This window comes from Pseudomonas sp. BMW13 (assembly GCF_013357275.1).
GTDB lineage: Bacteria > Pseudomonadota > Gammaproteobacteria > Pseudomonadales > Pseudomonadaceae > Aquipseudomonas > Aquipseudomonas khazarica.
On sequence record NZ_SUKD01000027.1, the window covers coordinates 19,193 to 37,400 of the forward strand.

The 18,208-nt window shown below is 64.6% G+C and carries 16 protein-coding genes and 1 tRNA gene; 9 read left to right on the forward strand and 8 right to left on the reverse strand.

All coding sequences use genetic code 11. From position 1 onward, the window contains the following. Positions 1 to 95: 95 nt before the first annotated feature. The 5 genes from E4487_RS19500 to E4487_RS19520 all read right to left on the reverse strand — a co-directional run bounded on the left by E4487_RS19500 (position 96) and on the right by E4487_RS19520 (position 5,701). The gene (locus E4487_RS19500) at positions 96 to 1,787 is read right to left on the reverse strand and encodes a DUF6538 domain-containing protein (protein WP_175254163.1); all 1,692 of its coding nucleotides are present in this window, start codon (positions 1,785 to 1,787) and stop codon (positions 96 to 98) included. Positions 1,788 to 1,892: 105 nt separating this feature from the next. Further along, a tRNA-Phe gene (locus tag E4487_RS19505) sits at positions 1,893 to 1,968 on the reverse strand. A 174-nt stretch (positions 1,969 to 2,142) separates the two neighbouring features. After that, positions 2,143 to 2,415 carry an oxidative damage protection protein gene (locus E4487_RS19510; protein ID WP_037055319.1) on the reverse strand — a complete coding sequence of 91 codons (273 nt, stop codon included), beginning with the start codon at positions 2,413 to 2,415 and terminating at the stop codon, positions 2,143 to 2,145. Next, entirely contained in the window at positions 2,412 to 3,479 is a 1,068-nt protein-coding gene (mutY, locus tag E4487_RS19515) for an A/G-specific adenine glycosylase (protein WP_134676366.1), read from the reverse strand. The genes E4487_RS19510 and mutY overlap by 4 nt, the downstream gene beginning before the upstream one ends. After that, positions 3,476 to 5,701: an AsmA family protein gene (locus E4487_RS19520; protein WP_175254164.1), complete on the reverse strand. Its 2,226-nt coding sequence runs from the start codon at positions 5,699 to 5,701 to the stop codon at positions 3,476 to 3,478. Before E4487_RS19520 ends, mutY begins: the two co-directional genes overlap by 4 nt. Positions 5,702 to 6,112: 411 nt before the next feature. On the opposite strand from E4487_RS19520, the gene E4487_RS19525 reads away from it, so the two are divergent. From E4487_RS19525 to E4487_RS19565, 9 genes are all read left to right on the forward strand, one after another. Next, complete coding sequence (locus E4487_RS19525) at positions 6,113 to 7,771, forward strand: OFA family MFS transporter (RefSeq protein WP_037055312.1); 1,659 nt, start codon at positions 6,113 to 6,115, stop codon at positions 7,769 to 7,771. Positions 7,772 to 7,925: 154 nt separating this feature from the next. Beyond that, positions 7,926 to 8,519 carry an imidazoleglycerol-phosphate dehydratase HisB gene (hisB, locus tag E4487_RS19530; protein ID WP_017675949.1) on the forward strand — a complete coding sequence of 198 codons (594 nt, stop codon included), beginning with the start codon at positions 7,926 to 7,928 and terminating at the stop codon, positions 8,517 to 8,519. Then, complete coding sequence (hisH, locus tag E4487_RS19535) at positions 8,520 to 9,158, forward strand: imidazole glycerol phosphate synthase subunit HisH (RefSeq protein ID WP_037055309.1); 639 nt, start codon at positions 8,520 to 8,522, stop codon at positions 9,156 to 9,158. It abuts the gene before it with no gap. Beyond that, positions 9,158 to 9,412 carry a DUF2164 domain-containing protein gene (locus E4487_RS19540; protein ID WP_037055307.1) on the forward strand — a complete coding sequence of 85 codons (255 nt, stop codon included), beginning with the start codon at positions 9,158 to 9,160 and terminating at the stop codon, positions 9,410 to 9,412. The genes hisH and E4487_RS19540 overlap by 1 nt, the downstream gene beginning before the upstream one ends. 37 nt (positions 9,413 to 9,449) lie before the next feature. After that, positions 9,450 to 10,187 carry a 1-(5-phosphoribosyl)-5-[(5-phosphoribosylamino)methylideneamino]imidazole-4-carboxamide isomerase gene (gene hisA / locus E4487_RS19545; protein ID WP_037055305.1) on the forward strand — a complete coding sequence of 246 codons (738 nt, stop codon included), beginning with the start codon at positions 9,450 to 9,452 and terminating at the stop codon, positions 10,185 to 10,187. 77 nt (positions 10,188 to 10,264) lie between these two features. Then, entirely contained in the window at positions 10,265 to 11,035 is a 771-nt protein-coding gene (gene hisF / locus E4487_RS19550) for an imidazole glycerol phosphate synthase subunit HisF (protein ID WP_037055302.1), read from the forward strand. 158 nt (positions 11,036 to 11,193) lie between these two features. Then, a complete protein-coding gene (locus E4487_RS19555; protein WP_175254165.1) occupies positions 11,194 to 11,928 on the forward strand; it encodes an ABC transporter substrate-binding protein in 735 nt (244 codons plus the stop codon). An 85-nt stretch (positions 11,929 to 12,013) separates the two neighbouring features. Beyond that, positions 12,014 to 12,769: an ABC transporter substrate-binding protein gene (locus tag E4487_RS19560; protein WP_037055296.1), complete on the forward strand. Its 756-nt coding sequence runs from the start codon at positions 12,014 to 12,016 to the stop codon at positions 12,767 to 12,769. A 134-nt stretch (positions 12,770 to 12,903) separates the two neighbouring features. Next, positions 12,904 to 13,659 (forward strand): ABC transporter substrate-binding protein, encoded by a 756-nt coding sequence (locus tag E4487_RS19565; protein WP_037055293.1) that lies wholly within the window; start codon positions 12,904 to 12,906, stop codon positions 13,657 to 13,659. Between the two features lie 124 nt (positions 13,660 to 13,783). Here the strand turns inward: E4487_RS19565 and E4487_RS19570 are convergent, their stop codons facing one another. The 3 genes from E4487_RS19570 to gpmI form a co-directional block, all read right to left on the reverse strand. Then, positions 13,784 to 15,100: a S41 family peptidase gene (locus E4487_RS19570; RefSeq protein WP_134676370.1), complete on the reverse strand. Its 1,317-nt coding sequence runs from the start codon at positions 15,098 to 15,100 to the stop codon at positions 13,784 to 13,786. A gap of 28 nt (positions 15,101 to 15,128) precedes the next feature. Further along, positions 15,129 to 16,358: a murein hydrolase activator EnvC gene (locus tag E4487_RS19575; protein WP_037055290.1), complete on the reverse strand. Its 1,230-nt coding sequence runs from the start codon at positions 16,356 to 16,358 to the stop codon at positions 15,129 to 15,131. 181 nt (positions 16,359 to 16,539) lie between these two features. Beyond that, entirely contained in the window at positions 16,540 to 18,072 is a 1,533-nt protein-coding gene (gene gpmI, locus E4487_RS19580; RefSeq protein WP_150606940.1) for a 2,3-bisphosphoglycerate-independent phosphoglycerate mutase, read from the reverse strand. Positions 18,073 to 18,208: the final 136 nt, after the last annotated feature.

Below are 18,208 nucleotides of genomic sequence, written 5' to 3' on the forward strand. Positions count from 1 at the left end.
AGGCCATGGATGGCTGCGGCTGCATCGTTATTCAAGGCATCTATCACGCGCCCAAGGGGCTACTGGACGCCCGCGTGTCCGTCCCCCTGGCGTTTTCAGGTAGGCAGCAGGCCAGCCATGCGGGCGATGCTCGGGAACTTCTTCAGTTCGTCCGCCATGCGGCTAATCGGGGCGTTGCCGTAGCTGTCCCCCACGTTCGACGCTGCGTGGCCGGTCAGCCAGTCATGAACTTCCTTTGGGATGCCCACTTCACGACAGAGCGTCTTGAAGGCGTGGCGGAAGCCATGGGCCGGCTTGGCGGCGCTCTGGAGCTTGACTTCGTCCTGCAGGTAGTTGTCCCAGGTCTTGCCTACTGCATGACCGAGACCGTCTTTGTGTGGCTTCAGCTTCGGGAACAGGCGACCGCTGGCGGGGACGCTGGCCTTGTAGTCGAGGAGGCCGAGGGTCAGGAGGTCATCGTGCAGTGGCACCCTGCGGCGGCTACTGACGGTCTTCAGCGACTTCCCGTCCCCAGGGCGAATGGCAATGCACCACACACCGGACTCCACATCCTGTTCCACATCGGAGGCCAGGAGCTGTGCGACTTCTTCGCGGCGTGCGCCCGTGTAGGCCATGAGAAGCGGGAGCCAGTAGAGGGCCTGGCCATAGTCGGCGCGCTTGGGCGACCAGGTGCCCTTGAACAGTGGGCTGGAGAAGATGGTGGTCAGTTCCGCCCGGCTGTAGCCCTTGTCGGGGGCTTCCTTGTGGAGTGCGGCCTTGTTGATTGCATTGCGAAGGTCGCGCAGTACGCCGGAAGCGGCCACTGGTTCCTCCTTCAGGGCCTCCAGGCGCTCGCAGGCGAACTTGAACAATGTCGCCAGGGCGGCGAGCTTCTTGCGGATAGTCGCCAATTCCATGGTGGCGGCGCCATGTTCAACCTGGGCGCGCAGCGCCTCCAGGGTCAGGCCAGGCTTCCAGCGGCCTTTGGGGAGTTGACCCAGGGTCACGCGGAAGTGGTGGATGGTGGACTTGGATACCTGCGAAGCTGGAATGTCACCGACAACGAAGATCAGCCGCTGCATACAGTCCATGTACTCGGCGATGGTCTTCGAGAGGTCGCCCAGCCCGGCGTTGTCCTGCCGTTTCGACTCGGCCCACTTGGAGGCTACTTCGGAAAGCAGGAGTCCCTTGGCTATATGTCCCTGGGAGGAGGCTTCCTGCGACAGGGGGAGCGAAGCAGCAGGTAGGTCAGGGGTGGAGCGCCAGTCACCTTGGTGGCGCTGGAGCGCTGTTCTGCACAGGGTCTGCCAGGCTCGGAAGAATTCGAGGCGAAGCGAGGCGTGAGCCGGGGATGTTGCTAGCGGGACAGGGTGTCCGGCTGTGCTCAATGTCTGCTGCATTGCTGTTGCGAGAACCCCTTGAAGGGCGGAGCAACTCCAAGCCTCGTCCTCGTCCAACACCTCCAAAGGCGTGACGACGTTGTCTCCAGAGCGGGCTAGGAACAGGTGGATCAGGTCGCTATCACGTTCCCATGCGGCCAGCTCGGCAGCGGCCCAGCGGTCGGCCAGTTTGGGGGCGTCGGAGGGCAGCAGGTGGGATTCACCTTTCAGGGAGGCGCGTGCCAAGGCGAGGGCGGCTTCGCATCGGGCAGACTCGGCAGCGAACAGGGGGCGGGCGTCAGCTAGGGACTTAGTTCCCAGGGAGACCTTCCACTCGCGTCCGCGACCCACCACTGGGCGAAGTGATTCAGGGATGGTCTTGCGGTAGTAGTAAGTCCCGGTCTTCGGGCACTGGAACGGCTGCGGCATGGCACCCACTTTGTGCGCCTCCTTTGTACGACCATGAGGGCGCAGCGTGGAGGTCTAGAAACAGAAAACCCCCGGCACCAGTGGCATCGGGGGTTTCGGTATTCATGGTGCCCAGGGACGGAATCGAACCGCCGACACGGGGATTTTCAATCCCCTGCTCTACCAACTGAGCTACCTGGGCCAACGGGGCGCTATTAGACGGATTTGCAGGATCAGTGTCAAGCGCGAGTTGGAAAAATATTTAAATATTTCGGGCGCTTAGGTTCGTGAGCGAGAAAAGCGGGGAGGGCCGGCCGGGTCGCGCGTGGGCAACGTGCGACGGTTGCCGTGGCCAAGGCCCCTCCCTCCAGCATGCTTATTCGCTGGGCGGCACGTAGCCTTCGGCTTGGGCGTATTCCTCGCCGGAGAGGAACTTGTCCATCTCGGCCTGGAGGAACTTGCGATCCTCGGCGTTCATCATGTTCAGGCGACGCTCGTTGATCAGCATGGTCTGGTGCTTCTGCCACTCGTCCCAGGCCTGCCTGGAGACGTTGTTGAAGATGTCTTCGCCTTTGGCGCCGGGGTAGGGCGCGCGATCCAGGCCGGGCAGTTCCTGTTTGTATTTGCGGCACAGCACGGTGCGGGTCATGTCGGTTCTCCAGCGGTAATGGCTTGCGCCGCGCGTTTCAGCAGCTTCTTCACCGGGGCGGCAAGGCCCAGGCGCGGCGGGGTGGCGAGGTTATACCAGAGCCAGTCGTCCTCGGCCACGCGGCTCGGCTGCTCGGTCACCCGCACCAGCCAGGGTTCGATCGCCAGCTGGAAGTGGCTGAAGGTGTGGGTCAGGCCTTCCAGTTCACGGCGTGTGCCGAGGTCGAGCTGCCGCTGCTGGCCGAGCGCGCCGAGCTGCTCGAGGTCGTCCAGTTCCGGCAGGCTCCACAGCCCGCCCCACAGCCCCGTCGACGGCCGGCGATAGAGCAGGATGTCGCCATCAGCGTTGACCAGCAGTGGCATCAGGGTGCGTTTCTGCGGCAGGGCCTTGCGCGGCTTGGCCACCGGGTAGCGGATTTCCAGGCCGAGCAGGTGCGCCTGGCAGCCGCTGCGCACCGGGCACAGCAGGCAGGTGGGCTTGCTGCGGGTGCACAGGGTGGCGCCGAGGTCCATCATCGCCTGGGTGTAATGGTTGACGCGCTCGTGCGGGGTCAGGCGCTCGGCCACGTCCCACAGCTGCCTGGCCACCTTCGGCTCACCGGGGTAGCCCTCCTGCGCCACGTAGCGTGCCAGTACCCGCTTGACGTTGCCGTCGAGGATCGGCGCGCGCAGGCCCATGCTCAGGCTGGCGATGGCACCGGCGGTGGAGCGGCCGATGCCGGGCAGTTCGCTGAGGGCGTCGACACTGCGCGGAAACTCGCCGCCGTGCTCGCGCATGATGATCTGCGCGGTCTTCTGCAGGTTGCGTGCGCGGGTGTAGTAGCCCAGGCCGGTCCACAGGTGCAGCACTTCGTCTTCCGCCGCTTCGGCCAGGTCCTTCACGGTCGGCAGGGCGGCCATGAAGCGGTCGAAGTAGCCGAGCACGGTGCTGACCTGGGTCTGCTGCAGCATGATTTCCGACACCCAGACACGGTAGGGCGTGATGCCCTGCTGCCAGGGCAGGTCCTTGCGTCCGTGCTGGTCGTACCAGGCCAGCACGGCGCCGTTGAACTGCTCGGGGCTCATCGGTTGAACAGGCCCTTGAGTGCGTCTTTCAGCTCAGGGCTGACCTTGTCGCCGAGTTTCTCCTCGAGCTTCTCGGTCAGCTTGTTGCCGGCCAGGCGCGCAGCGATCTTGCCGAGGCCGTCCTGGTCAAGGCGACAGGCCTTGGCGCCAAGCTCCAGCGGACCACGGCAGCGCAGCGGCCATTCGATGCCGACATAGCGCTCGTTGACCTGGCAGGCCGGGTCGGGCATCTCGCGCTGGTCGCCTTCGATGGTGATGCCGACCTGGTAGTCGATGCCGAGCACGCGCAGGTCGAGGTCGCCCTTGCCGCTTACCGCCAGGCCCGGGATCTGCGCCTTCATGTCCGGGTTGTGCGCTACGCCGTTGCGCACGCTCAGGCTGCCCTTGAGCTCGCGGAAGGGGGTGTCCTTGCCGGTCGGCGGGTTGCTCATGGCCTTGCGGTTGAGGGTGGCGATGCCGCGGCAGAGCTGCTGCTCGAGGTTGGCATCGACCAGCACGCCATCGTTGAGCACGAAGCTGGCGGTGCCGTTGAGCGCTTCGACCCAGGCCTTCTGGCTGTTGCCACGGGTGTTGAACTTGGCGTCGAGGTCGAGCAGGCCACGGATCGGCGCGGGTTGGCCGTCCTTCTTCAGGAAGGGTTCGACGGGCATGCGGCTGAGGCGTTTCTCCACGCTGAGCATGGGCTCGGCCTGGCGCACGTCGATGCGGCCATTGCCGCTGAAGCTGCCGCCCTGCAGCTTGCCGCGAACCTCCTGCAGGGTGATCAGGCCGCCGCGACCGTTGGCTTTCAGGGTCACGTCGGTGAAGGGCTGCTGGTCGAAGGTCAGTTGCCCCAGGCTCAGGGCCAGCTGCAGGTCGAGCTTGCGCAGTTGATCGACCGGCAGGACCTTGTCGTCGCTCCAGGCCTGCTGGGTCGGCGCATTGGGCAGTGGCGTGCTGCCGTCCTTGCCGGCGCTGGAGATGCTGTCCTTGACCTCGGCCTGGCGCGCTGCGGCGGCCTTGTCCCTGGTCTCCGGCGGCAGGTAGTCGTCCAGGTTGAGCGTGTCGCCCTTGAGGTCGGCGCGCAGCGCCTGACGGGCGAAGTCGGCCACGCCCAGGCTGCCGGTGAAGGTGCTGCCGTCGAGCTTGAGGGTGAGGTCTTCGAGCATCATGCCGTTGCTCGAACCATTCAGGCGGCTGACCAGTTCGAACTGGTTGAGGCTGTTGGCGTCACGGGTCTTCGGCAGCTCCACGCCGATGCCATCGAGGAACTCGCGCAGGTTGAGCGGCGCGATGGACAGGCCGCCGGACAGCTTGGCGTCCTTGTCCAACTCGCGGGCCTTGAGTTCGCCCAGGGCGCGCAGCTGGTTGGCGGAGAGCTTCAGGCTGTTCCATTCGGCGATGTTGGCCGCCAGATCGACCAGCAGCTGGCCTTGTGCGGAGAAGTTCAGGGTCTTGCCCTTGAGCGGTTCGCCCGAGACTTCGCCGGCCAGCTTCAGGTCTTCGAACTGGTAGCGCTTGAGGGCCCGGTCGAAGCGCAGTTGGCCTTCCACTTCGCTGCGCGCACGCAGGACCGGTTGGTTGGTGCCGAAGAAGGCGCTGAGCGTGAGCGGAATGCTCGCGCCTTCGCGGATGGCGCCGGTCTTCAGTTCGATGTTCTCCAGGGTGAACTGCTGGCCTTTCTGTGCATCGCTGTAGTCGATGCGCGAATTGCTCAGGCTCAGGCTGTCGATGTCCAGCTTCAGCGGTTGGCCGGCGGGTTTTTCCCCTGGCTGCTCGGCGGGGATGTCCTCGCTCGGGGCGGGTTCGCCAGGCGATTGCTGCGCCACGGTGGTCTCGGCGGGGCGGCCGACGCCTTCCCAGTTGCCGTGGCCCTTGTCGTCACGCTGCAGGTTGAGGTTGAGGCCGTCGATGCGGATATCGCTCATCTGCACTTCCTTGCGCAGCAGCGGCATCACCCGCACGGAGAGCCCGATCAGGCGCAGGTCGGCGAAGGGTTTGTCCGGCGTATCGGCGCTGGCCAGGGTGGCGTCGGTCAGCTCCAGGCCCAGCCAGGGGAACAGGCTCCAGCCGATGTCACCCTTGAGTTGCAGGTCGAGGTTGGCCTTGTCGTGGGCGATCTGGCGAATCTCGTCCTTGTAGTCGTTGGGGTCGAACAGGTGGGTCAGGGCAAACAGCAGCGCCACTATGATCAGTAGCAAGCCGAGAAAGAAAAGGCCCAGGATCTTGCCTAGCGCTTTCATGAGCGGGGTCCTTGGTTTCGATGGCTGGAATGGCGGGAAACAGACGGTCGCCGATTATAGCCTCATGTGCAGTCGCGAGGCGTTCGCAGTGGGCGGGTCGCAGTGCTCGGCTGGGTGTTGGATCGAAAACCCGGCAAGCGGTTCCCGGCGATCATGCGGGCCTGGTCGTCGTCGAGTGATCGGCCTGGCGTTCGTGGCGGAAACGGCAGGGGCATCGACGCCATCTATCGGTCGATAGATGCGGCCTTTTGCTTTTTTGCTGAAATCACATGAAAAGTGCGTGAAACGCTAAAAAAACTTCAGCTGCGCGGCGATTTGTCGCGCCTGGGTGCTACTCTCTGCAAACTTTGGCTGCGGTGCATTGTCGCGCCTGCCTTGGTTCGCTTGCCAACATAAAAAGAGAAACTCCCTATGACTGACGCCTTTGCATTGGACGGTGTTGCGGCAAAGCCTGCATTTCTGTCCAAGGAACGCATCATCGCGAAAACCGGTTTCAACCGCTGGCTGGTTCCGCCTGCTGCCCTCGCCATCCACCTCTGCATCGGGATGGCCTACGGCTTCTCCGTCTTCTGGCTGCCGCTGTCCAAGGCCGTGGGCATCACCGCTGCCACGGCCTGTGCGCCCGACATGGGCTTCTTCGAGCAGGTGTTCGCCAGCAACTGCGACTGGCAGATCTCCATGCTCGGCTGGGTCTACACCCTGTTCTTCGTCTTTCTCGGTTGCTCGGCTGCCATCTGGGGCGGCTGGCTGGAGCATGCCGGCCCGCGCAAGGCTGGCGTCGTATCCGCGCTGTGCTGGTGCGGTGGTCTGCTGATTTCCGCGCTGGGTATCTATACCCACCAGATCTGGCTGTTGTGGCTGGGCTCCGGGGTCATCGGCGGTATCGGCCTGGGACTGGGCTACATCTCTCCGGTGTCTACCCTGATCAAGTGGTTCCCGGACAAGCGCGGCATGGCCACCGGCATGGCGATCATGGGCTTCGGCGGTGGTGCGATGGTCGGTGCGCCGCTGGCGGCGATGCTGATGAACCACTTCGCCACGCCGGACAGCGTCGGTGTCTGGCAGAGCTTCGTGGTGATGGCGGCGATCTACTTCGTCTTCATGATGGGCGGCGCCCTGGCGTACCGCGTACCGCCGACCGGCTGGAAACCGGCTGGCTGGACCGCCCCGGCGGCCAAGGCCAACAACGCCATGATCACCAAGGGTCACGTGCACGTTAATACCGCCTGGAAGACGCCGCAGTTCTGGCTGGTCTGGGCTGTTCTGTGCCTGAACGTCTCGGCGGGCATCGGCATCATCGGCATGGCTTCGCCGCTGCTGCAGGAAGTCTTCGCCGGCAGGCTGATCGGTGTCGACCTGGCCTTCAACGAACTCAGCGCTGCGCAACTGGCGGAGATCGCCGCCATCGCCGCCGGTTTCACCGGCCTGCTCAGCCTGTTCAACATCGGTGGGCGCTTCTTCTGGGCGTCCTGCTCGGACTTCATCGGGCGCAAGGGCACCTATTTCGTGTTCTTCGGCCTGGGGCTGGCGCTCTACGCCTCGGTGCCGATGCTCGGCCACCTGGGCAGCCTGGCGCTGTTCGTCCTGGCATTCTGCGTGATCCTGTCGATGTATGGCGGCGGCTTCGCCACCGTGCCGGCCTACCTGGCCGACCTGTTCGGCACGCAGAACGTCGGCGCCATCCATGGCCGCCTGCTGACCGCCTGGGCCGTGGCCGGCGTGCTGGGTCCGGTGCTGGTCAACTACCTGCGCGAGTACCAGCTGAGCATCGGTGTGGAGAAGGCCGCGGCCTACGACATCACCCTGTACATCCTCTCCGGCCTGCTGGTGCTGGGCTTCATCTGCAACGCCCTGGTGCGTCCGGTGGCGCCGAAGTACTTCATGAACGAAGCCGAGCTGGCTGCCGAGCGCGCCCATGGCGAGAAGTCGGCGCCGGCGGCGAGCGAGCTGGAGTGGGCGGCTGATCCGTCGAGCAAGCCGGTGGCGGTGTTCGCCTGGCTGGTGGTCGGCGTGCCGCTGGCCTGGGGTGTATGGATCACCCTGCAGAAGACGGTCGTGCTGTTCCAGTAACCCGTCCTGGTAACGAAAAGCCCGCGCCGGTCTGCGACCTGCGCGGGCTTTTTCGTTTGCCGGTTGTACCCGCCCGACCATCGCCGGTAGCCGTTGCGCCCCCGGCGCGCCTATAATATCGGCCTTTTTCCGTTGGTAATTCGTGGAGCTGGTGATGGCCGAACGTACGGCATTCGTCGAGCGCAACACCCTCGAGACCCAGGTCAAGGTCTCGATCAACCTGGATGGCACCGGCAAGGCGCGCTTCGACATCGGTGTGCCCTTTCTCGAGCACATGCTCGACCAGATCGCCCGTCATGGTCTGATCGACCTCGATATCGAGTGCAAGGGCGATCTGCACATCGACGATCACCACACCGTCGAGGACGTCGGCATCACCCTGGGCCAGGCCTTCACCAAGGCCATCGGCGACAAGAAGGGCATGACCCGCTATGGCCATTCCTATGTGCCGCTGGACGAGGCGTTGTCGCGCGTGGTGATCGACTTCTCCGGTCGTCCCGGCCTGCAGATGCACGTGCCGTTCACCCGCGCGGTGGTCGGCAACTTCGATGTCGACCTGTTCCAGGAGTTCTTCCAGGGCTTCGTCAACCACGCGCTGGTGTCGCTGCACATCGACAACCTGCGTGGGCACAACACCCACCACCAGATCGAGACCGTGTTCAAGGCCTTCGGCCGCGCGCTGCGCATGGCCGTCGAGCTGGACCCGCGCATGGCCGGGCAGATGCCGTCGACCAAGGGTTGCCTGTAAATGCAGACGGTAGCCGTAATCGACTATGGCATGGGCAACCTGCACTCGGTGGCCAAGGCGCTCGAACACGTCGGCGCTGGCCGCGTACTGGTGACCAGCGATGCCAAGGTGATCCGCGAGGCGGATCGCGTGGTATTCCCCGGTGTGGGAGCGATCCGCGATTGCATGGGCGAGATCAGACGCCTGGGCTTCGATGCGCTGGTGCGTGAAGTCAGCGCCGACCGGCCGTTCCTGGGTATCTGCGTCGGCATGCAGGCGCTGCTCGAACGCAGCGAAGAGAACGACGGTGTGGATTGCATCGGCCTGTTCCCCGGTCAGGTGCGTTTCTTCGGCAAGGACCTGGCCGAGGACGGCGAGCGCCTGAAGGTGCCGCACATGGGCTGGAACGAAGTCAGCCAGGCGGTCAAGCATCCGCTGTGGCACGACATTCCCGACCAGGCGCGCTTCTACTTCGTGCACAGCTACTACATTGAGGCCGGCAAGCCACAGCAGGTGGTCGGCCGTGGCCACTATGGCAAGGACTTCGCCGCCGCGCTGGCCGAGGGTTCGCGCTTCGCCGTGCAGTTCCACCCGGAGAAGAGCCACACTCACGGCCTGCAGTTGCTGCAGAACTTCATCGCCTGGGACGGTCGCTGGTAATGGCGCGGGCCAAGGTTCCCAGTCTGGCGCTCGAGCCTGCCCAGGAGCAGGCGGCGCTGTTGCTGTTGCAGCGTTTTCTCGATGAACGTTTCGAGCTGCAGCTGGGCACCTTCGAGGTTCAGGAAGTGCTGGACCTGATCACCCGCGAGCTGGCACCGCACTACTACAACAAGGCCATTCTCGATGTGCAGGCGCACCTGAAAGACAGGTTCGAGAGCATCGAGAGCGACCTCTGGGCGCTCGAGAAGAACTGAGCGCCTTACCGAATTCAAACTTGAGCAGGTTCAACCGATGCTGATTATCCCCGCTATCGATCTGAAGGACGGCGCCTGCGTGCGCCTGCGCCAGGGCCGCATGGAAGATTCCACGGTGTTCTCCGATGACCCGGTGAGCATGGCGGCCAAGTGGGTCGAGGGCGGCTGTCGCCGTCTGCACCTGGTCGACCTGAACGGCGCCTTCGAAGGTCAGCCGGTCAACGGCGAAGTGGTCACCGCCATCGCCAAGCGCTACCCCAACCTGCCGATCCAGATCGGCGGTGGCATCCGTACCCTGGAAACCATCGAGCACTACGTGCGCGCCGGCGTCAGCTACGTGATCATCGGCACCAAGGCAGTCAAAGAGCCCGAGTTCGTCAGCGAAGCGTGCAAGGCCTTCCCGGGCAAGGTCATCGTCGGCCTGGATGCCAAGGACGGCTTCGTCGCCACCGACGGCTGGGCCGAGGTCTCCAGCGTGCAGGCCACCGACCTGGCCAGGCGCTTCGAGGCAGACGGCGTGTCCGCCATCGTTTATACCGACATCGCCAAAGACGGCATGATGCAGGGCTGCAACGTCGAAGCCACTGCCGCACTGGCTGCCGCCAGCAAGATCCCGGTGATCGCCTCCGGCGGCATCCACAACCTCGGCGATATCGAGAAGCTGCTGCTGGCGCGTTCGCCAGGCATCATCGGCGCCATCACCGGGCGTGCCATCTATGAAGGCACCCTGGACGTGGCCGAGGCGCAGCGCTTCTGCGACGGCTTCAAGGGCTGAACCGTAGGGCGGGTGAAACCCGCCGCAACTGACGCAATCTTTATCGGTGGGTTGCACCCACCCTACGGGAGCACCGTATGGCACTGGCTAAACGCATCATCCCCTGCCTCGACGTCGACAACGGCCGCGTGGTCAAGGGCGTCAAGTTCGAGAACATCCGCGATGCCGGCGATCCGGTGGAGATCGCGCGCCGCTACGACGAGCAGGGCGCCGACGAGATCACCTTTCTCGACATCACCGCCAGCGTCGACAACCGCGACACCACGCTGCATACCGTCGAGCGCATGGCCAGCCAGGTCTTCATTCCGCTGACCGTCGGCGGTGGCGTGCGTACCGTGCAGGACATCCGCAACCTGCTCAACGCCGGTGCCGACAAGGTCTCGATCAACACCGCCGCGGTGTTCAACCCCGAGTTCGTCGGTGAGGCGGCCGCGCGCTTCGGCTCGCAGTGCATCGTCGTCGCCATTGACGCCAAGCGTGTATCGGCGCCGGGCGAGCCGGGGCGCTGGGAGATCTTCACGCATGGCGGGCGCAAGCCGACCGGCCTCGATGCCGTGGAGTGGGCGCGCAAGATGGAAGGGCTGGGCGCCGGGGAAATCCTCCTCACCAGCATGGACCAGGATGGCGTGAAGAGCGGCTACGACCTGGGCGTGACCCGTGCCATCAGCGAAGCGGTACGCGTGCCGGTGATCGCCTCCGGTGGTGTCGGCAACCTGCAGCACCTGGCCGATGGCATCCTCGAAGGCAAGGCCGATGCCGTGCTGGCCGCGAGCATCTTCCATTTCGGCGAGTACACCGTGCCGGAAGCCAAGGCCTATCTGGCCAGCCGAGGCATCGTCGTACGCTGATTGCCGCCACGTCGACCTGCCCGCAGCGCAAAGCTGCGGGCGAGTCGACGGCAAAGTGCCAGCGATCCAGCTAGCATTAATCATCATCTCTAAAACCCTGCCTCTCTGCCCCTGGTGGAGGGTCACCCTTTGTCGAACATCTTCGACACGGAGTCTTCATGTTCCTTGTTCGATTCGTGACTATTTTCGTCCTGTCCTGTGGTCTCAGCCTTGCGCGTGCCGAGCCGCTGGTGCTGCTCACGGAAAACATGCCGCCCTTCAACATGTCGGTCTCCGGCACCAACTACGCCCGTGACGACGGGATCACGGGTATCAGCTCCGACATCCTGCGCGCGGTATGCGAGCGTGCCGAGGTCGAGTGCCAGCAGATCCTGCGTTTCCCTTGGCAGCGCGTGTACCAGCAGACACTGGACGATGCGGGTTACGGGGTGTTTTCCACCGCGCGTACCGCCGAGCGTGAGGGGCTGTTCAAATGGGTTGGGCCCATCTCCAGGTACGACTGGGTGCTGTTCGCCAAGGGCGATAGCCCGATCCAGCTGGCCAGCATCGAAGACGCGCGGCGTTATCGGATCGGTGGCTACAAGGGCGATGCCAAGACCCAGTTCCTGCTGGACAGGGGGCTGGAGGTCACGACCGCGCTGCGTGATGCGGAAAACGTCAGGAAGCTCGACAAAGGACAGATCGATCTGTGGATTGCCTCCAGCCAGGCCGGACCGCTTACCGCCCGTCAGGAAGGCGTAGAGAACCTCAAGGTGGTTCAGCACCTGAACTCGGTCGACCTCTATCTTGCGCTGAATCTGCAGACGCCAGACGAGCTGGTGCAGAAGTTGCAGAAGGCATTGGAGTCGCTGCGTGCGGAAGGTGCACTGAAGAGCATCGAAGCGCGCTATTGAGGCAATCGGCCAGTAATCGCTGGGCCGGGGAGGGCATGGCGGTTATCCTGATGCAGTCTGCCTTATTCACAGAAAGAGAAACGCCATGCTCAAACGCCTGCTGATCGCAATGGCCGGCACCCTTGTGGTGCTGTCTGGCGCTGCGCGCGCCGAAGTGGACCCCGACTACAGCGTGGTTCTGCTGACCGAGAACTTCCCGCCCTACAACATGGCCATCAATGGCAAGAACTTCGCCCAGGAAGACAATATCGACGGTATCGCCGTGGATATCATCAAGGAGATGTTCAAGCGTGCGGGCGTCAAGTACAGCCTGACGCTGCGCTTCCCCTGGGATCGGATCTACAACCTGGCGCTGGAAAAACCGGGCTACGGTGTGTTCGTCGCCGCCCGCCTGCCCGAGCGCGAGGAGCTGTTCAAGTGGGTGGGGCCGATCGGCCCGGACGATTGGGTCCTGCTGGCCAAGGGCGACAACCCGATCAGCCTGACCAGCCTGGACCAGGCCAAGAAGTACCGCATCGGCGCGTACAAGGGCGATGCCATCTCCGAGTACCTGACCGAGAAGGGCGTCGAGCACAGCACCTCGTTGCGTGACCAGGAAAATGCTCGCAAGCTGATGGCCGGGCAGATCGACCTCTGGGCGACGGGTGATCCCGCCGGGCGCTACCTGGCCAAGCAGGAAGGTATCTCCGGCCTGAGGACTGTCCTGCGTTTCGACAGTGCCGAGCTGTATCTGGCGCTGAACAAGGATATCCCCGACGAGATCGTCAGCAAGCTGCAGGCTGCGCTGGATCAGATGCGCGCCGAAGGCTTCGTCGACGACATTCTCAACAGTTACCTGTAAGTACCGAACATGCGTCCGGCCACGAGCCGGGCGCTCGCCATGGATGGCAGAGCCACTGAGTGCCAATGACCGGGCTCGGTCCCATGCAAGGATGCCGCTAGCCATAACCAAAAATCATGCGAGCGGTACGTCTTATGCTGAAAACTCTGAAGAAAAGCCTGTTTGTCGCCCTGTTTCTCGCTTGCGGTTCCGTGCACGCGGAACTCCCGCAGGATTACAAGGTGGTGCTGCTGACCGAGAATTTCCCGCCCTTCAACATGGCGGTGGACGACAAGAACTTCGCCCGTGACGATGGCATCGACGGCATCAGCGCCGACATCGTGCGCGAGATGTTCAAGCGCGCCGGCATCGAGTACACCCTGACGCTGCGCTTCCCCTGGGACCGCCTCTACCGCCTGACCCTGGACAAGCCCAACTACGGCCTGTTCTCCACCACCTACACGGCCGAGCGTCAGCCGCTGTTCAAGTGGGTCGGCCCGATCGCCAAGACCGGCTGGGTACTGCTCGCCGCGCCGGGTAACGACATCAAGGTGTCGAGCCTCAAGGATGCCGCCAAGTACCGCGTCGGCGCGTACAAGAACGATGCGGTCAGCCAGCACCTGGAGAGCCAGGGCCTGCAGCCGATCAACGCCCTGCGTGATCAGGAGAACGTGAAGAAGCTGGTGCGCGGGCAGATCGACCTGTGGGCCACCACCGATCCGGTAGGCCGCTACCTGGCCAAGCAGGAAGATGTCAGCGGCCTCAACACCGTGCTGCGCTTCAACGATGCCGAGCTGTACCTGGCCCTGAACAAGGACACGCCCGACGAGGTCATCGAACGCTTGCAGAAGGCGCTCGACGAACTGCGCAACGAAGGCTTCATCGACGATATCACCAACAGCTATCTGTAAGCCGGCCGGCTCGGGCGGTCGTTCGCACCGCCCGCTACCTGCGCCTGACGGTCGCTGTTTCCGGCACCAATGAAAACGCCGCAGTTTCGCGAGAAACTGCGGCGTTCTTGCATCACGACCCGCTTCAGTCGCCGCGGGTGACGCTCAGCCCCTTGAGCAGGTTGAGTGCCTGGCTCAGCTGGTAGTCCTGATCCTGCGGGCGGTCCGTGCGTGCGGCCTGTGCGCCCCGGCTCGGGCGGTCCGCGCCACCGTTGCCGTTGCCCAGGTGGCCTTGCAGGTCGGCTTCCTTGACGCCTTCGTTGTCCTGCTCGCGGGTGAGCTTGGCGCGTGCCACCTCGATGTCCGGGATGATGCCCTGAGCCTGGATCGAGCGGCCGTTCGGGGTGAAGTACAGCGCGGTGGTGAGCTTCAGCGCGCGATCGTTGTTCAGCGGCAGCACCGTCTGTACCGAGCCCTTGCCGAAGCTGTCGGTGCCCATCAGCACGGCGCGCTTGTGGTCCTGCAGGGCGCCGGCGACGATTTCCGATGCCGAGGCGCTGCCGCCGTTGATCAGCACCACCAGCGGCACGCCCTCGCTGGCATCGGCCGGATCGGCGTTGAAGCGCAGTTCGGAGTTGGCCAGGCGGCCCTCGGTGTAGACGATCAGCCCGCTCTTGAGGAAGTGGTCGGCCACTTCCACGGCCGCCTGCAGCACGCCGCCGGGGTTGTTGCGCAGGTCCATGACCAGGCCGCGCAGCTTCTTGTTGCCGTTTTCCTTGCGCAGCTTGTTCAGGGCCTTGCCGACTTCCTCGCCGGTGTTGACCTGGAACTGCGAGATGCGCAGGTAGCCGTAGCCGTCCTCGAGCATCTGGCTCTTCACGCTGCGTACCTTGATCACGGCGCGGGTCAGGGTCAGCTCGAACGGCCGGCCGCCGTCGCGTACCAGGGTCAGCTCGATCTTGCTGCCGGCCTTGCCGCGCATCTTCTCTACCGCTTCCATCATCGACAGGCCCTTGGTCGGCTGGCCGTCGATCTTGACGATCAGGTCGCCGGCCTCGATGCCGGCCTTGGACGCCGGGGTGTCGTCGATGGGCGAGACCACCTTGACGAAGCCGTCCTCCATGCCGACCTCGATGCCCAGGCCGCCGAATTCGCCGCTGGTGCTTTCCTGCAGCTCGGCGAATGCCTCGGGCTCGAGGTAGGCCGAGTGCGGGTCGAGGTTGCTGAGCATGCCCTTGATGGCGTTCTCCAGCAGCGTCTTGTCGCTGACCGGCTCGACGTAGGCGGCCTTGATGCGGTCCATCACCTCGGCGAAGGTGCGCAGCTCATCCAGGGGCAGGGGCGCCTTGCTGCTCGCCGCCGCTGCCGGCGCGGGGGCAGGCTCGGCAGCCTGCAGGGCTGGAGCGCCGAGCAGCAGCCCAAGGGCCAGGGCCAGGCAGGTGGGGCGAAAGCGATGAGACATTAAGACAACTCCTAAATGGATGAAGCGCTTATCCCTGCGCGCGGCACCACTGTGCCGGATCACTCGGGCGACCGTTCTGGCGAATGGCGAAGTACAGCGCCGATGTTTCCTGGCCACCGCTCTTGCCAACGGTGGCGATGGGGTCGCCGGCCTTGACCACGTCCCCCGCATTCCTGAGCAGGCTCTGATTATGGCCGTACAGGCTCAGATAACCATTGCCGTGATCGAGAATGACCAACAGGCCGGCGCCACGCAACCAGTCGGCGAACACCACGCGGCCACCATGCACGGCACGCACCTGGCTGCCGGCGGGTGCACCGATCAGCACGCCGTCCCACTTAGTACGAGCGTCGCCGCCGCGTGGGGTTCCGTAGCGTGCTACCAAACGGCCATCGACGGGCCATGGCAGTTTGCCGCGAGCGCTGGAAAAGGGGCCGCCGTAGGTGGCGCCGGACGTGACCACGGGGCCGCTGGCGGAGCTGTTCGGTCGGGCCTGCTGAGCGACCAGGGCGCGCTTGCGTGCCTCTTCCGCTTCGCGGGCCTGGCGCGCCAGGGTTTCCTCGATGGTCTTGAGCACGCGGCCAAGCTCTGCCTGCTCCTGCTGGCGGGCCTTGAGTCGCTGGTCGCGGTTGGCGAACTCGCTGTTGAGCTTGGCCAGCGCCTGCTGGCGCTGCTTGCGCACGTCGGCGAGCTTGGCGTGGCGCTCATCCAGGCCGGCTTTCTGCGTCTGCAGCTGAGCCTGGTGGCTGGCGATTTCCTGTTCGACGTTGGCCAGCTGGCGCAGGGTCTCGTTGAATGCCGAGAGCTGTTCGAGGCGGGCGTGACTGAGGTAGTCGTAATAGGTCAGGGTGCGCGAGAACTTTTCCGGGTTCTGCTGGTTGAGCAGCAGCTTGACGTACTCCTGGCGCCCGCTCTGGTAGGCGGCCCGCGCCTGGATGGCGATCAGTCGCTGCTGTTCAGTGCGCGCGCTCTGGAGTTTTTTTTTCTCCTGATCCAGGCGCTGGATTTCCTGCTCGCTGTCCTTGAGCTCGTGCTGCAGGTCCTTGACCTGGCTTTCCAGATCGCCCATCTCCGTCTCGGTCTTCTTCAGCTGCTGCTGGACGCCGGATTTCTCCTGCTGCAGTTTTTCCAGCATCTTCTTCAGTTCGGCGACATCCTGGCGCGCGGCTTCCAGCTGGCGCTGGGTATCGGCGCGCTGATCGGCGAAGGCGGGTGCGATCAGGCTGCTGAGCAGGATCAGGGCAAGAATGCGAAGCATGGGCGGGGCGGCACCGGAAGGTGGATTGAGGCTGAGGCCTAGTATGCCCGCGCCGCCGGGCAAAAAAAACGCCCCAGGCCTCATGGCGCGGGGCGTTTCTTGTTTTCTGTCGATCAGCGCCGCTTCACGCAGTCTGCGCCTGGCCGACGAGCGTGACGTGCAGCGGCCCGCGACCTGCGTGCTAGTCGAGTTCGACGATGCTCTTGCCGGTCATCTCCGCCGGCTGCTCGAGGCCCATCAGCTTCAGCAGGGTGGGCGCCACGTCAGCCAGCACGCCGCCTTCGCGGATGCGCGCGGGGCGCTTGCCGACGTAGATGAACGGCACGGGTTCGCAGGTGTGGGCCGTGTGCGCCTGGCCGGTGCACTCGTCTTCCATCTGCTCGACGTTGCCGTGGTCGGCGGTGATCAGCGCTTCGCCGCCGACCTTCTCCAGCGCTTCGGCAATGCGGCCGACGCAGCTGTCCAGGGTCTCCACGGCCTTGACCGCAGCCTCGAACACGCCGGTATGGCCGACCATGTCGCCATTGGCGTAGTTGACGATGATCACGTCGAAGCGCTGGTTCTCGATGGCGTCGACGATCCTGTCGGTCACTTCCGGCGCGCTCATTTCCGGCTTGAGGTCGTAGGTGGCGACGTCCGGAGAGGGAATGAGGATGCGCTCTTCGCCCTCGAACGGCTCTTCACGGCCGCCGGAGAAGAAGAAGGTGACGTGGGCGTATTTCTCGGTTTCGGCGATGCGCAGCTGGGTCTTGCCGTTCTTCGCCAGGTACTCGCCGAGCACGTTGGTCAGTGCTTCCGGCGCGAATGCCGCAGGTGCCGGGATGCTCGCCGCGTACTGGGTGAGCATGACGAAACCGACCTGTGGCGCGCGCTTGCGCTCGAATTCCTTGAAGCCGGGCTCGACGAAGGCGCGGGTCAGCTCGCGTGCGCGGTCGGCGCGGAAGTTCATGAACACCACGGCGTCGCCGTCTTCGACCTGTACCGCGTCGCCGATGGTGGTGGCCTTGACGAACTCATCGCTCTCGCCCCGTGCGTAGGCGGCTTGCAGGCCTGCCACGGCATCGGCGGCGTTGAACTGGCCGGCACCGTCGACGATCAGGTTGTAGGCCTGCTCCACGCGGTCCCAGCGGTTGTCGCGGTCCATGGCGAAGTAGCGGCCCGTGAGGCTGGCGATACGGCCCTTGCCGAGGCGGGCGAAGGCGGCGTCGAGCAGCTCGATGGACGGCTGCGCGCTCTTCGGCGGGGTGTCGCGACCGTCGAGGAACGCGTGCAGGTAGATCTTCTCGGCGCCACGCTTGGCGGCCAGTTCGGCCATGGCGACGATGTGATCCTGATGGCTGTGCACGCCACCATCGGAGAGCAGGCCGAGGATGTGCACGGCCTTGCCGGCGGCCACGGCCTTGTCCACGGCCTGGTTGATCGTGGCGTTGTCGAAGAACTCGCCGTCACGGATGGCCTTGGTCACGCGGGTGAAGTCCTGATACACCACGCGCCCGGCGCCGAGGTTCATGTGGCCGACCTCGGAGTTGCCCATCTGCCCATCCGGCAGACCGACGTCCATGCCGCTGCCCGAGATCAGGCCGTGCGGGAAGGTGGCGCGCAGGCGATCGTAGACCGGCGTGTTGGCGGCGTGGATAGCGTTGTACTCGGGGTTGTCGCTGTGACCGAAGCCGTCGAGGATGATCAGAACCAAGGGTTTGGGCGTGGCGCTCATTAAGCTGGCTCGCTCTGGGTCGATGGACGGGAAACAAAGCCGGGCATTCTACGGCCAAGCGCCTGGCGCGTCACTGCCGGACGGGGTTTGGCCGACCTGTGGGGCTGTGTATACTGGCCGGCATTTTACCGTCCTG

Bases quoted from the DNA above. Each gene is read 5' to 3' on its own strand.
- E4487_RS19520 (WP_175254164.1), bottom strand. From the start codon at position 5,701: ATGAAAGCGCTAGGCAAGATCCTGGGCCTTTTCTTTCTCGGCTTGCTA.
- E4487_RS19560 (WP_037055296.1), top strand. From the start codon at position 12,014: ATGCTCAAACGCCTGCTGATCGCAATGGCCGGCACCCTTGTGGTGCTG.
- E4487_RS19500 (WP_175254163.1), bottom strand. From the start codon at position 1,787: ATGCCGCAGCCGTTCCAGTGCCCGAAGACCGGGACTTACTACTACCGC.
- E4487_RS19525 (WP_037055312.1), top strand. From the start codon at position 6,113: ATGACTGACGCCTTTGCATTGGACGGTGTTGCGGCAAAGCCTGCATTT.
- hisH (WP_037055309.1), top strand. From the start codon at position 8,520: ATGCAGACGGTAGCCGTAATCGACTATGGCATGGGCAACCTGCACTCG.
- E4487_RS19565 (WP_037055293.1), top strand. From the start codon at position 12,904: ATGCTGAAAACTCTGAAGAAAAGCCTGTTTGTCGCCCTGTTTCTCGCT.
- E4487_RS19575 (WP_037055290.1), bottom strand. From the start codon at position 16,358: ATGCTTCGCATTCTTGCCCTGATCCTGCTCAGCAGCCTGATCGCACCC.
- E4487_RS19510 (WP_037055319.1), bottom strand. From the start codon at position 2,415: ATGACCCGCACCGTGCTGTGCCGCAAATACAAACAGGAACTGCCCGGC.
- E4487_RS19555 (WP_175254165.1), top strand. From the start codon at position 11,194: ATGTTCCTTGTTCGATTCGTGACTATTTTCGTCCTGTCCTGTGGTCTC.
- E4487_RS19570 (WP_134676370.1), bottom strand. From the start codon at position 15,100: ATGTCTCATCGCTTTCGCCCCACCTGCCTGGCCCTGGCCCTTGGGCTG.
- hisB (WP_017675949.1), top strand. From the start codon at position 7,926: ATGGCCGAACGTACGGCATTCGTCGAGCGCAACACCCTCGAGACCCAG.
- hisF (WP_037055302.1), top strand. From the start codon at position 10,265: ATGGCACTGGCTAAACGCATCATCCCCTGCCTCGACGTCGACAACGGC.
- gpmI (WP_150606940.1), bottom strand. From the start codon at position 18,072: ATGAGCGCCACGCCCAAACCCTTGGTTCTGATCATCCTCGACGGCTTC.
- hisA (WP_037055305.1), top strand. From the start codon at position 9,450: ATGCTGATTATCCCCGCTATCGATCTGAAGGACGGCGCCTGCGTGCGC.
- mutY (WP_134676366.1), bottom strand. From the start codon at position 3,479: ATGAGCCCCGAGCAGTTCAACGGCGCCGTGCTGGCCTGGTACGACCAG.
- E4487_RS19540 (WP_037055307.1), top strand. From the start codon at position 9,158: ATGGCGCGGGCCAAGGTTCCCAGTCTGGCGCTCGAGCCTGCCCAGGAG.